We start from the raw sequence: 12,113 nt of genomic DNA on the forward strand, positions 1-12,113 counted from the left end.
ATCCATGACAGCCTCCCCGCCCCCGGACAGCGACGCAGCGACGCCGTCTCCCTCGATCAGCTGGACCGACCCGGGGCGAGCCGAAGCCTTCGCGCAATGGCTGGCCACCATCGGCCCGCAACACCATCTGCTGCCCGCGACCGCACGGGCCGCCTCGGCCGACGCCAGCTTCCGACGCTACTTCCGCATCGACTCGGATGACGCCGCCGGAACGCGCATCATCATGGATGCGCCGCCCGCCAAGGAAGACAGCAAGCCCTTCGTGCACGTCGCCCGTCTGATGCACGAGGCCGGGCTGACCGTGCCGCAGGTGCTCGAATGGGACGAAGCCAGCGGTTTTCTGCTGCTCGACGACCTCGGGCGCCAGACCATGCTCGAGGTGATCGACCCGGCCGACCCCGTCGCGGCGCGCCCGCTCTACGACCAGGCCGTCGATGCGTTGATCCGCTGGCAACTCGCATCCCGACCGGCCGTGCTGCCGGCCTACGACCGCGCACTGCTCGAGCGCGAGCTGGCCCTCTTTCCGGATTGGTACGTCGAGAAGCACCGTGGGCTGCCGGTCGAAGGACAACTCGCCGAACGCCTGCAACGCAGCTTCAGGCTGATCGTCGAGAACAACCTCGCCGCAGCCAGCGTCTACGTGCATCGCGACTTCATGCCGCGCAACCTGATGATCACGGGCGGCCCGTCGCTGGGCGTGCTCGACTTCCAGGACGCGGTGTACGGCCCCATCACCTACGACATCGCGAGCCTCATGCGCGATGCCTTCCTGAGCTGGGAAGAAGACACGGTGATCGACGTGACGGTGCGCTACTGGGAAAAGGCCCGCAAGGCTGGGCTGCCGGTCGACGAGGATTTCGGCGCCTTCTATCGATCGGTCGAGTGGATGGGCCTCCAGCGCCATCTGAAGGTGGCCGGCATCTTCGCGCGGCTCACGCTGCGCGACGGCAAGCCGCGCTACCTCGCCGACACGCCGCGCTTCATCGCCTACATCCGCGCCACGGCGGGCCGCTACCGCGAGCTGACGCCCTTGCTGCGCGCCATCGACGAGATCGAAGGCACGCAGCCGGTCAGCGGCTTCGCGTACGGGCGGGTGTGAAGCCGCGCTTTCACTGCAGCACCACGCTCGCGGGGCAGACACTGCTGGTCCTGCCGCCCGGCGCGGCGCGCCACGTGCAGGTGCTGCGCATGCAGCCGGGCGATGCGCTCACCCTGTTCGACGGCTGTGGGGGCGAGTACGCTGCCACCATCGAGCGCATGGGCCGCAGCGATGTGACGGTGCAGCTCGGCGCGCATTCATCGATCGAGCGTGAAGCGGCGCGCCCCGTGCACGTCGCGGTCGGCATGCCCGCCAACGAGCGCATGGACTGGCTCGTCGAAAAAGCCACCGAACTCGGCGTCGCCAGCATCCAACCGCTGATGACCGCGCACGGCGTGCTGAGGCTGGCCGGCGAGCGCGCCGACAAGAAGCGCACGCATTGGCAGGCGATCGCGATCGCGGCCTGCGAGCAGTGCGGTCGCAACCGTGTGCCGCTGGTGCATCCCGTGCGCGCTTTCGCGGCCTGGATCGACTCACCCCCCATCGACGATGCCGAGCGCTTCGTGCTGAGCCTGGCCGAAGGCGCGCACCAGATTCGAAGCCTGCGCGACGACCCGGCGTCCGCCAGCCTGCGCGGCGCCTGCGTGCTCAGCGGACCCGAAGGAGGGCTGAGCGCGGTCGAGGAGCAGGACGCGATCGCACGCGGCTTCGCGCCCCTCACGCTCGGCCCGCGCGTGCTGCGCGCCGAGACGGCCGCGCTGGCTGCGCTTGCGCTGCTGGCGTCGACGTGACCAGAATCGCCTTCGTTTCCTTTCCTGCCTCTCGAGGCCCCTTTCCATGACCCCGCTCCTTCCCGCTTTCCTGCGCCCCGCGCCCGTTCTGCTTGCAGCACTGTGCGCCATCGGTGCCGCCCACGCCCAAGGCTCTGCCGTGGCGCCGACCCCGACCCAGGTCCGGCCGGCCGTCGACCAGGCCTTCACCCAACTGCTGGCCGCGCCTGCCGTGAAGCAGTTGCTCGACGCGGTCAAGGCCGACCACGACCGCTCCGTCGACGACTTGCGGATGCTCACCGAGATCGAAGCGCCTCCCTTCAAGGAACAGAAGCGCGCCGAGGCCTTCCTCGCCCGCATGAAGGCGCTGGGCTTGGCCGACGCGCGCATCGATGCCGAAGGTAACGTGGTGGGCTTGCGCAAGGGCACGGGCAACGGGCCGAAGCTGCTGATCTCGGCGCATCTCGACACGGTCTTTCCCGCCGGCACCGACGTCAAGGTGAAAGAGCGCGACGGCAAGCTGTACGCACCGGGCATCTCTGACGACACGCGCGGCCTGGCCGTGCTGCTGTCCTGGCTCAAGGTGCTCAACGACCAGAAGATCCAGACCGTGGGCGACCTGCTCATCGTCGGCAACGTGGGCGAGGAAGAGCTCGGCAACCTGCGGGGCATGAAGGCCCTGTTCCGAGAGCACCTCGACATCGACGGCATGGTGGGCGTGGAGCCGGCAGCGGACGGCACGGTGCTGGTGCTCGGCACCGCGAGCCACCGCTACGAGGTGAGCTTCAAAGGCCCCGGCGGCCACAGCTACGCGGCATTCGGCCAGGTGCCTAGCGCGATTCACGGCATGGGCCGTGCGATCGCCAAGATCGCCGAGATCAAGACGCCGAGCTTCCCCAAGACCACCTTCACCGTCGGCACGGTCGGCGGCGGCACTTCGGTCAACACCATCGCGCCGGATGCACGCATGGCGGTGGACATCCGCTCCGACGACATGGGCGCGTTGCTCGAAACCGAGAAGAAGGTGCTGGCCGCGATCGACGAAGCCGTGGCCGAAGAGAACAAGCGCTGGAACGTCAACACGCTGAGCGTCAGCAACAAGCTGATCGGCGACCGGCCCGGTGGCCGCACGGCTTCGGACTCGGTGATTGTCGAAGCCGCCGTACGCGCCAACACCGCCTTCGGCCACAAGACCCTGCTGACCGGCGCCAGCACCGATGCCAACGTGCCGATGTCGCTCGGCATCCCGGCCATCATCGTCGGCGGCGGCGGCAAGACCGGTGGCTTCCATGCGCTCAGCGAGTGGATCGACGTGACAGACGGCTGGAAGGGCGCGCAGAATGGCCTGGTGACCGTGCTCGGCCTGGTCGGCGTGCAAGGCGTGACCGAGCCTCTGCTGGCCAAGCGCCCGCCGCGAGCCAAGCAATAGCAGCCGCTGCACCGTCGTTCCACATCTGACCTCCCACCTTCATCTTTCACTTCAGGAGCCCACCATGGGATTGCTCGATTCGGTTCTCGGACAAGTGCTCGGCGGCGTGCAGTCGCAGCAGCAACCCCAGCCGGGCGGCTTCGGCGGGCTGGGAGACCTCGGCGGGCTATCCGACGCGTTGGGCGGTTTGCTGGCCAACAACGGCCAGGCAGGCGGGCTCGGTGGCCTGGTCTCGAAGTTCGAGCAGGCCGGCATGGGCGACGTGATCCATTCCTGGATCGGCTCGGGCCAGAACGCACCGATCTCGGGTGGGCAATTGCAGGACGCGCTGGGCGGCGACCTGATCGCCGGCCTGTCGCAAAGGCTCGGCATCAACGCGAGCACGCTGCTGCCGATGCTGGCCGCGCTGCTGCCCACGCTGATCGACCGGCTCACACCGCGCGGCCAGGCCCCGGCCGAGGGCCTCGGCAATCAGGACGACCTGATGTCCTCGCTCTCGAGCCTGCTGCAGCAGAAGGGCTGAGCACCGCTCGATGAACCGGCACCTCTGGCTGCTGGCCGCCTGCCAGGGCCTGTTCCTGACCAACAACGTCGCGTTCATCGCGATCAACGGCCTGGTCGGCCTGGCGCTCGCGCCGCGCGGCTGGATGGCCACGCTGCCCGTGATGGGCTACGTGGTCGGCGGCGCGCTCGCCACCGGCCTGGTGGCACGCACGCAGAAGCGATTCGGACGCCGGCGCTCGTTCCAGATCGGCCTGGCGGTCGCGTTCGGTTCGGCCCTGCTGTGCGCGCAGGCCGCCTTGTGGCAAGACTTCTGGCTGCTGTGCGCCGCCACCGTCGTGGCCGGCTACTACAACGCCAATGCCAGCCTCTACCGCTTCGCCGCTGCCGAGCTGGCCGCACCTGCATGGCGCGAGAAGGCCGTGTCGCTGGTGATGGCCGGCGGATTGATCGGCGCGGTGGCCGGCCCGAACCTGGCGGCATTCACGCGCAACTGGTTCGCCGTGCCCTTTGCCGGCGTGTACCTGGCCTTGGCCGGCGTGGCGCTGCTGGCCATGGTGCTGATGCGATTCATCGAGTTTCCGGCGGCGCCGGCACGCGCCTCGGCGGCGGGCGGCAGGCCGCTCGGCGAAATCATGCGCCAGCCCGTCTTCATCGTGGCGGCCCTGGCCGGCGCGCTCGGTTTCGGCGTGATGAATCTGCTGATGGCAGCGACGCCGATCGCCATGCAGGTGTGCAGGCTGCCCTTCGACGACGTCGCACTGGTGCTGGAATGGCACGTGATCGGCATGTTCGCGCCGGGCTTTTTCACCGGTCACCTGATCCGCCGCTTCGGCACGCTGCCGGTGATGGGCGTCGGCCTGCTGTTGAACCTGGCCTGCATCGCGGTGGCGCTGGCGGGTGTGGACCTGCATCATTTCCTGATCGCGCTGTTCATGCTCGGCGTCGGATGGAATTTCCTCTTCACGGGCAGCACCACCCTGTCTCTCTCGGCCTACGCACCCGAAGAAAAAGACCGGGCCCAGGGTGCGCTCAACTTCTGCGTGTTCGCCACGCTGGCACTGAGCTCCTTCGCATCAGGCGTGCTGGTCACGACGCAGGGCTGGCAGTTGCTGAACATCGGGTCGCTGGTGCCAGTGCTGCTGACGGGCGCAGGTCTGTTGTGGCTGGCGCGTCGCTCCCGCGCTGCGGCGGCTGTCGCCTAAGCACCCGGGAAGCGCGCGTCGAGCCAACGCGCCAGCGTGTGGAACACCGGCTTTGCATCGCTCTCGTTAAAGATCTCGTGGTAGAGCGCGGGGAAGCAGGTGGCGCTCACGACTGCGGTCGGCGCCGCATCGGCGAAGCGGCGGCTTCCTTCGGGTTTGACCAAGCGATCGTCGCCCGCGTAGATCAGCAAAGTCGGCACCACCCAGCTCGAAGCCGCGGCCTGCACCGCAGCGCCCTCGTCGGCCAGGAAGCGCGCCAGGCGTGCGCCGATGCGGTCATGGCATAGCGGGTCTTCCCCGTAGGCGCGCACGACTTCCGCGTCATGCGACAGGTATCGGACGTCGAGGCCGTTGCCCACGCGCACGGTGGGCGCCACGCGCGACAACAATGCGATCAAGCCCTTTTGGAACACGCTGAGGCCGGGGTCCAGTCCGGGCGAGGACAAGACCAGTGCGTCGACCGGGCGGACGGCCCGTGCCACGAAGCTCGCGGCAACCAACCCGCCGAGGCTGTGGCCCAGCAGCACCATCGGAAGACCGGCATGCAGCCGGCGCGCATCGTCGACCACGAGCGCGAGATCCTCGACCAGCCGCATCACACTGGGCAGACCGCCACGCGGACCAGTGGACGCGCCATGGCCGTGGTGATCGGCGGCACGCACCGCGAAGCCCCAGTCGTTGAGGCGCGCTGCCACGTGGGCATAACGCCCCGCGTGTTCACCGATGCCGTGCACCAGCACCACGACGGCCCTTGCGGTGCGCCCTGGCGCCAGCGGCCACTCGTGGATGGCCAGCGTCTCGCCGTCCGGCGTGCGCAAGGGCACGTCGGCGCGGGGCATCGTCAGCTGCCTGCGGCTCGGGCGGCGGGCAGCGCTGCGATCACTTCGGCCACGGCCGCGGTCAGCTTCTTCGCATAGGGCACATGCAGGAACTCGTTGGGGCCGTGCGCGTTACTCTTAGGGCCCAGCACGCCGCAAACCATCATCTGCGCCTTCGGGAAGCCCTGGCTCAGCATGTTCATGAGCGGGATGGTGCCGCCTTGGCCGATGTAGCCGCAGCCCGCGCCGAAGTGGGCCCGCGAGGCGGCGTCGAGCGCCTGCTCGAACCAATCGGCCGTGGATGGCGCATTCCATCCGGTCGCGCCGCCGTGGCTGTCGAAGGTGACCTTGGCCTGATACGGCGCGTTGTCCTCGAGCAGCGTCTTGAGTTCCTGCACAGCCTGGCCGGCATCGACCAGCGGAGGCAGGCGCAACGAAAGCTTGAAGGCGGTGTAGGGGCGCAGCACGTTGCCCGCGTCCTTCAACGCGGGGAAGCCTTCTGCGCCGGTGACAGAGAGCGTCGGCCGCCAGGTGCGGTTGATCAGCGCCTCCACCGGGTCGGTGGTGGTCGGCAGCGCAAAGGTGGTCGCGCCGCCGCAGTCGAAGTGCGCCCATGGGAAGCGCTTGTAGACCTCGTCGCCCAGGATGGCCGCAGTGGCCTGCGCCTGCGCCAGGCGGTCGGCTGGCACTTCGCAATGAAAGCTGGCAGGCAGCAGCCGCCCCGTCTTCGAGTCTTCGAGCCGGTCCAGCACCTGGCGCATGATGCGGAAGCTCGAGGGAACCAGGCCCGAGGCATCGCCGGAATGCACACCCTCGGTGAGGATCTCCACCTTGAGTGTTCCGCTCGCCATGCCGCGCAGCGAGGAGGTGAGCCACAACTGGTCATAGTTGCCGGCACCCGAATCGAGACAGATCACGAGCCCGACATCGCCGAGCCGCGGCCGCAGTGCCTCGACATAGGGCAGCAGGTCGTAGGAGCCCGACTCTTCGCAGGTCTCGATCAGGCCGACCACGCGCGGATGCGAGCCGCCCTGGGCCTTGAGCGCCTGCAATGCGGCAATGCTGGCGTACACCGCGTAGCCGTCGTCGGCACCACCGCGGCCGTACAGAAGCCCTTCTTCGTACTTCGGCGTCCAGGGGCCGAGGTCGCTGCGCCAGCCGGTGAACTCGGGCTGCTTGTCCAGGTGCCCGTACATGAGCACGGTTTCCTTCATGTCGGTGCCGGTGGCCGGCACCTCGAAGAAGAGCACCGGCGTGCGGCCTTCGAGGCGCACGATCTCGAGCTTAAGGCCCTCGACCTTCTGCGCTTCGACCCAGCTCGCCGCGTTGCGCAGCACCGTGTCGAGATAGCCGTGCGTCGCCCAGTCCTGGTCGAAGCCGGGGGACTTGGCGGGGATCGCGATGTAGTCGGTGAGCTGCCGGACGATGTCCTGGTCCCATTTGTCGGTGACGTCGGACAGGACGCGTGCCGGGTCGAGCAGGCCGGCGGGCATTTCGCGGTGGAGGGGAGCGTTCATGGGGTTCTCCGCGTATCGGAATGGGCTGCAGGCAACAGCCGGAAAGGGCGGGTTCGCTGGGGCCTCGTGAATTATGGGCGCATGCCGCGCGGCCCGCAGGCCTTTGGGCTAATCTCTGCCAGCTCCGCGGTGCAAGCGGATCGGAGGCATATCTTGAGCAGCAACGGCAAGAACGCGCGCATTCGCGTCGGCATCGGTGGCTGGACCTACGAGCCCTGGCGCAACAATTTCTATCCGGAAGGGCTGCCGCACAGCCAGGAGCTGCACTACGCGAGCCGCCAGCTCACAGCCATCGAAGTCAACGGCACTTACTACAGCAGCTTCAAGCCTCCGACGTTCAAGAAGTGGCATGACGAAACACCCGAGGACTTTGTGTTCTCGCTCAAGGCCTCGCGCTTCGCGACCAACCGAAAACAACTGTCGGCCGGGGGCGAATCGGTCCGGCGCTTCGTCGAGAGCGGCATCACCGAGCTGGGCGACAAACTGGGCCCGATCGTCTGGCAGTTTATGCCGACCAAGGCCTTCGACCCAGAGGACTTCGAGGCTTTCCTCGCGCTGCTGCCGAAGAAGGAGGGCAGCCGCTCGTTGCGACACGTGATGGACGTTCGGCATCCGAGCTTCATGACGCCGGACTACCTGGCACTGGCACGCAAGTACCAGGCGGCCACCGTCTTCACCGACGCGGACAAGTTTCCGTCGTTCGCCGATCTGACCAGCGATTTCGTCTATGCGCGTTTGATGATGAGCGACGCCGGCCTGAAGAACGGCTACGCGCCCAAGGCGTTGGACAGCTGGGCTGCAACGGCGAAGACCTGGACCGCGGGCGGCCTGCCGGAAGCGCTCCCCTATGTCGAGCCGTCCGGCAAGGAACCGAAGGCGGCGCGCGACGTCTTCATCTACTTCATCAACGGCGCAAAAGAAAAGGCACCGGCCGCAGCCGGTGCCTTGATTCAGCGACTGGGCTGAAGAAACTCAGGCCGCAGCTTGCAGCGCGGGCTTGCTCGCACTGCTGCCGGTCGATGCGCCGAAGCTGATCTCGCCGGAGAGCTGGCCGCCTTCCTCGATCACGATCTTGCCGTAGCGGATCTTGCCCGTGACCTTGCCGGTGGAATGGATGACGAGCTTTTCGCGCACGGTGAGGCTGCCGTCGAATAGGCCACGGATCTCGGCGATGTCGATCTCGGCAGACCCCTTGAATGCACCCTGCTCGGCGATCTGCATCACACGCGAGTCCATGGTCGCCTCGACCAGGCCTTCGACCACCAGCGTGTCGCAATCCGTGATCTCGACACCCTTGAGCTTGATGTTGGGGCCGACGGTGAGCTTGCTGCCGCCTTCCTTGACCGCCGCTGCGCTGGCCGGTTGTTGTGCGGTCAAAGCCGACGGCGTCACCGGCGAGCCCGAGAGATTGGTGCCGGAGCCCACCAGCGGCGCAGGACGGGAGACGGGAGAGTCGGCTTCGCGATCGCGCTTACCGAAGAAGGGGGACTGTGTGGCCAAAGGGAAGCTCCTCAAAAGGGTGCATCGTAAGAACGCCGTTCCGGGTCTCGGCACTTCATTGCGCAAGAAGCGTAACGAGTTACGTCTCTTTCGCAGATCATTTGTACTTTCGACTTCCGTTCGCTGAAGGACGGCAGCATGGGTGCGGGGGTCAGCGCTCCCGCTCGAACTTGAAGACCGCGGTGGCGGCGCGCGCGTTCGGCAGCCATCGTACCTCCGCGCCTTGTTGCAGTCCGAAAGCATCGAGAACACGAAGGTGATTCTTGCGTGCGAGCACCTCGAAGTCCTTGAACGTGCCCACGCGGATGTTGGGCGTGTCGTACCACTGGTAAGGCAGGCGCCGCGTGACGGGCATGCGGCCGCGGGCGATGCTGATGCGATTCGGCCAATGCGCGAAGTTGGGGAACGCGACGATGCCGATGCGGCCGACGCGCGCCGTCTCGCGCAGCATCACCTCTGCATTGCGCAGGTGCTGCAGCGTGTCGATCTGGAGGACCACGTCGAAGGACGCGTCGTCGAACATCGCCAGGCCTTCGTCGAGGTTGAGCTGGATCACGTCCACCCCATGGCGTATGCATTGCAGCACGTTGCCATCGGCAATTTCCACACCGTAGCCGCTGCAGCCGCGCTCGCGCTGCAGCAGGTCGAGCAGCGCACCGTCGCCGCAGCCGAGGTCGAGCACGCGCGAGCCCTTGGGCACGAGGCTCGCGATCAGGCGCTGCGTGTTCACGTCGCTCACGCCACTGCCTCCTCGTTGGCGATGCGCTCGAAGTAGGAACGCACCACGCTCATGTAGCGCACGTCGTCGAGCAGGAAGGCGTCGTGGCCGTGCGGCGCGTCGATTTCGGCGTAGCTCACGCTGCGGCGGTTGTCCAGCAGCGCCTTCACGATCTCGCGGCTGCGCGCCGGTGCGAAGCGCCAGTCGGTGGTGAAGCTCACGAGCAGGAAGCGCGCCGTGGCACGTGCCAGCGCGGCACGCAGGTCGCCGCCGTGCGCACGGGCAGGATCGAAATAGTCGAGTGCGCGCGTGATCAGCAGGTAGGTGTTGGCGTCGAAGTACTCGCTGAACTTGTCGCCGTTGTAGCGCAGGTAGCTTTCGATCTGGAACTCGACCTCCTGCGTGGAGTAGAGGAAGTCGGTGCCTGCGCGGTCGCCTTCGACGGCGCTGCGCAGCGCGCGGCCGAACTTCTCGTTCATCAGGTCGTCGCTCTGGTAGGTGATGTGGCCGATCATGCGAGCGATGCGCAAGCCGCGCTTGGGCACCACGCCATGCTCGTAGAAGTGGCCGCCGTTGAAGTCGGGGTCGGTCACGATGGCGCGCCGCGCCACTTCGTTGAACGCGATGTTCTGCGCCGTCAGGCTGGGTGCGCTGGCGATCACCACCGCATGGCGCACGCGTTCGGGGTACTGCAGCGTCCACGACAGCGCCTGCATGCCGCCCAGGCTGCCGCCCATCACCGCGGCGAGCGTCTCGATGCCGAGTCGGTCGAGCAGCGCGGCCTGGGCGCGCACCCAGTCTTCGACCGTCACCACCGGGAAGTCGGCGCCGTAGATGCGCCCGGTCGCGGGGTTGCCGTGCATGGGGCCGGTGGAGCCGAAGCAGGAGCCGAGGTTGTTGACGCCGATGACGAAGAAGCGGTCGGTGTCCACCGGCTTTCCCGGGCCGATCATGTTGTCCCACCAACCTTCGGAACGCTCTTGGTCTGCGTACACGCCGGCCACGTGGTGCGACGCGTTGAGCGCGTGGCACACCAGCACTGCGTTGTTGCGCTGTGCGTTGAGGGTGCCGTAGGTTTCGTAGGCGAGGTCGTAGTCGGAAATGCTCGCACCGCTGCTCAGCGGCAACGGTCCGGCGAAGGACATGGACTGCGGAGTGACAACCAGAGACATGGAAAAGAAAAACCCGGCCTCGCCAAAAACGAGCCGGGTCGGGCATCCGTCTTTAGCAGCATTTGTTAAGCGCCCGCAAGCTGGAGCAAATCGGCGCGTCGGGCGAGTATATGCCGCTCAGGGCCAGCCGATCAACGCGGCGATGCCCAGCAGCATGAAGAGCGCAGCGGAGATGCCATGCACGAGCTTGATCGGCACGAGCTTCACGATGCGCTCGCCCAGCCACACCACGGGTGCATTGGCCAGCATCATGCCCAACGTGGTTCCGAGCACCACCCAGACATAGGCGTCCACGTAGCGCGCGGCCAGCATGACGGTGGCGATCTGGGTCTTGTCGCCCATCTCGGCCAGGAAGAAGGCGATCAGGGTGGTGCCGAAAACACCGAAGCGGGAGGCTTTCGGCACTTCGTCTTCGTCGAGCTTGTCGGGAATCAGCATCCACAGCGCCATCGCGATGAAGGAGCCGCCGAGGATCCAACGAAGCACGTCGGCCCCGAGCGTGTGAGTGACCCAATTGCCCACCGCGCCTGCCAACGCATGGTTGACGATGGTGGCGGCGAAGATGCCCAAGACGATGGGCCAGGGTCGGCGAAAACGTGCGGCGAGCACGAGGGAGAGCAGTTGGGTCTTGTCGCCCATTTCTGCCAAGGCGACAACGCCGGTCGCTACGAGAAAAGCTTCCATGAAAAGTGGGGTCCTTGGGCCGAAGAACGCAATTGACCGCGCAACCCTTCGGCCACATCCGAAGTTGCACGGTCAAAGGTCTGGCCAGGTGAATCCACTGCATGCGCCATGTCCCGCGTGGGGCAGGACAAGTCTGTTGACGCAAACCCTTCTCGCGATGGAAGGCGGCTACTCCCCAATGACCGGGCGATTGTAGCCCTGCGAAGCCTCAATTAGTGAGCGTGCGCAAACTTCCTGTTTATTTGTAGCGGCCCGATCCTTCCGGGCAAATTCCTACTTGCGCTCGAGGCATTTCACCCATAATGCACGAGCCTCGCTTCAAATCTAGGGGGAGTGGCAATTGGGTGATCGGTCAGTTTCGCGCGGCCCAGCGAGCTTTTCGCGGGTGGTGCTCTCGGGACTCCATCGCTTTTTCCATGTGTTTATAGGAGTCCCTTCATGGGCAACAAACTGTACGTCGGCAACCTGCCTTACTCGGCACGCGACGGCGATCTCGAACATGCGTTCAGCCAGTTCGGCACGGTGACCAGTGCAAAGGTCATGATGGAGCGGGACTCCAGCCCGCCCCGTTCCAAGGGCTTCGGCTTCGTGGAAATGGGCAGCGACGCGGAAGCGCAAGCCGCCATCAAGGGCATGAATGGTCAGGACATGGGCGGCCGCAGTGTCGTCGTGAACGAAGCCCGTCCGATGGAAGCTCGCCCTCCGCGTAGCGGTGGCTACGGTGGTGGTGGCGGCGGTGGCTACGGCGGCGGTGGTGGCG

Annotated in this window: 12 protein-coding genes, 1 pseudogene and 1 riboswitch; of the genes and pseudogenes, 7 read left to right on the top strand and 6 right to left on the bottom strand. The window is 66.6% G+C overall.

Annotated features, from left to right (window positions below; all coding sequences use genetic code 11):
• Positions 1-4: 4 nt before the first annotated feature.
• From B0W80_RS28205 to B0W80_RS28225, 5 genes are all read left to right on the top strand, one after another.
• Entirely contained in the window at positions 5-1,099 is a 1,095-nt protein-coding gene (locus B0W80_RS28205; RefSeq protein ID WP_077002467.1) for an aminoglycoside phosphotransferase family protein, read from the top strand.
• Positions 1,096-1,830: a 16S rRNA (uracil(1498)-N(3))-methyltransferase gene (locus tag B0W80_RS28210; RefSeq protein ID WP_077002468.1), complete on the top strand. Its 735-nt coding sequence runs from the start codon at positions 1,096-1,098 to the stop codon at positions 1,828-1,830. The genes B0W80_RS28205 and B0W80_RS28210 overlap by 4 nt, the downstream gene beginning before the upstream one ends.
• 46 nt (positions 1,831-1,876) lie before the next feature.
• A complete protein-coding gene (locus B0W80_RS28215; protein WP_077002469.1) occupies positions 1,877-3,238 on the top strand; it encodes a M20/M25/M40 family metallo-hydrolase in 1,362 nt (453 codons plus the stop codon).
• 64 nt (positions 3,239-3,302) lie between these two features.
• Positions 3,303-3,761, top strand: coding sequence for a YidB family protein (locus tag B0W80_RS28220; protein ID WP_077002470.1), 459 nt, complete (start codon positions 3,303-3,305; stop codon positions 3,759-3,761).
• 10 nt (positions 3,762-3,771) lie between these two features.
• Positions 3,772-4,944, top strand: a complete 1,173-nt coding sequence (locus B0W80_RS28225; RefSeq protein ID WP_077002471.1) for an MFS transporter — start codon at positions 3,772-3,774, stop codon at positions 4,942-4,944.
• Here the strand turns inward: B0W80_RS28225 and B0W80_RS28230 are convergent.
• Together B0W80_RS28230 and B0W80_RS28235 are read right to left on the bottom strand one after the other, a co-directional pair.
• Positions 4,941-5,783, bottom strand: a complete 843-nt coding sequence (locus B0W80_RS28230) for an alpha/beta hydrolase (protein WP_077002472.1) — start codon at positions 5,781-5,783, stop codon at positions 4,941-4,943. The two genes, B0W80_RS28225 and B0W80_RS28230, sit on opposite strands and share 4 nt — an antisense overlap.
• A 2-nt stretch (positions 5,784-5,785) precedes the next feature.
• Positions 5,786-7,279 carry a M20 family metallopeptidase gene (locus tag B0W80_RS28235; RefSeq protein ID WP_077002473.1) on the bottom strand — a complete coding sequence of 498 codons (1,494 nt, stop codon included), beginning with the start codon at positions 7,277-7,279 and terminating at the stop codon, positions 5,786-5,788.
• A gap of 81 nt (positions 7,280-7,360) precedes the next feature.
• On the opposite strand from B0W80_RS28235, the gene B0W80_RS28240 reads away from it, so the two are divergent.
• On the top strand, positions 7,361-8,245 hold the full coding sequence (locus tag B0W80_RS28240) for a DUF72 domain-containing protein (protein ID WP_083745689.1): 885 nt from the start codon (positions 7,361-7,363) through the stop codon (positions 8,243-8,245).
• A gap of 6 nt (positions 8,246-8,251) precedes the next feature.
• Here the strand turns inward: B0W80_RS28240 and B0W80_RS28245 are convergent, their stop codons facing one another.
• From B0W80_RS28245 to B0W80_RS28260, 4 genes are all read right to left on the bottom strand, one after another.
• Positions 8,252-8,779: a polymer-forming cytoskeletal protein gene (locus B0W80_RS28245; RefSeq protein WP_077002475.1), complete on the bottom strand. Its 528-nt coding sequence runs from the start codon at positions 8,777-8,779 to the stop codon at positions 8,252-8,254.
• A gap of 151 nt (positions 8,780-8,930) precedes the next feature.
• A complete protein-coding gene (gene metW / locus B0W80_RS28250; protein WP_077002476.1) occupies positions 8,931-9,518 on the bottom strand; it encodes a methionine biosynthesis protein MetW in 588 nt (195 codons plus the stop codon).
• Positions 9,515-10,669: a homoserine O-acetyltransferase gene (locus B0W80_RS28255; protein WP_077002477.1), complete on the bottom strand. Its 1,155-nt coding sequence runs from the start codon at positions 10,667-10,669 to the stop codon at positions 9,515-9,517. Before B0W80_RS28255 ends, metW begins: the two co-directional genes overlap by 4 nt.
• A gap of 117 nt (positions 10,670-10,786) precedes the next feature.
• The gene (locus tag B0W80_RS28260) at positions 10,787-11,353 is read right to left on the bottom strand and encodes a TMEM165/GDT1 family protein (protein WP_077002478.1); all 567 of its coding nucleotides are present in this window, start codon (positions 11,351-11,353) and stop codon (positions 10,787-10,789) included.
• Positions 11,354-11,367: 14 nt separating this feature from the next.
• A riboswitch (yybP-ykoY riboswitch) is annotated at positions 11,368-11,542 on the bottom strand.
• A 249-nt stretch (positions 11,543-11,791) separates the two neighbouring features.
• Here B0W80_RS28260 and B0W80_RS28265 point away from each other — a divergent pair.
• Positions 11,792-12,113, top strand: a pseudogene (locus B0W80_RS28265) (RNA-binding protein); the annotation flags it as partial.

The organism is Variovorax sp. KK3, assembly GCF_001984055.1.
GTDB lineage: Bacteria > Pseudomonadota > Gammaproteobacteria > Burkholderiales > Burkholderiaceae_C > Variovorax.